This window comes from Mycobacterium sp. NGS57, assembly GCF_059812405.1.
Genome location: NZ_JCALCP010000034.1, coordinates 1 through 746, shown reverse-complemented (window position 1 = coordinate 746; position 746 = coordinate 1). Strand labels below are relative to the sequence as shown.

Here is a 746-nt window from a genome sequence, read left to right as displayed (position 1 = left end):
CCGCCGGCGCCGCCGGCCCCGCCGTTGCCGCCGGCGCCGCCCTGGCCGCCGTTGCCGCCGCCATAGCCGGCGCCGTTGTTGACTCCGGAGGTGCCGTTGGCTCCGAGCGCGCCGATGCCGCCGGCACCGGCGATGCCCGCGGCCCCGCCTTGCCCGCCGGCCCCGCCGGCCCCGACGCCACCCGTGCTGCCCAACGCGCCGCCGCTGCCGGCTTGACCGCCCTGCCCACCCGCACCGCCCGAGCCGCCCGAGCCGGCGTTGCCGCCGGCCTGACCGGCTCCGCCGACCCCGGTGCTGGCCTGCCCGCCCGCGCCGTCGACACCCGATCCGCCCTGGCCACCTTGGCCGCCGGCGCCACCGGCGCCACCGGACCCGCCGTGGCTGCCGGCGGTGCCGCTGCTGGCCCCGCCCGCACCGCCGGCCCCGCCCTGGCCGCCGTCGGTGCCGTTGGTGCCGCTTTGGCCAGGGTTGAGCCCGTCATGGCCGGCCGCCCCGGCCGCCCCGGCCCCACCCTGGCCGCCGTCACCGCCGTTGGCGCCGGCCCCGGCCGCACCCGCCGCGCCACTACCGGTGCCGCTGCCGTTGGCCCCACCGGCCCCGCCGCCACCCACCGCGCCGGCGTTACCGCCGCCACCACCGGCGCCACCATCAACAAAACTGGACGTGCCATCAGCACCCCGACCACCGCCACCAGCACCACCCGCGCCACCGCCGGCACCGCCCTGGCCACCCAGGCCGTTGGTGCC

Annotated in this window: 1 protein-coding gene; it reads right to left on the bottom strand. The window is 81.6% G+C overall.

Going from position 1 to position 746, the window contains the following annotated elements:
- A partial coding sequence (locus AC5Y43_RS24955) for a hypothetical protein (RefSeq protein WP_499977302.1) occupies positions 1-746 on the bottom strand: 746 nt, incomplete at both ends.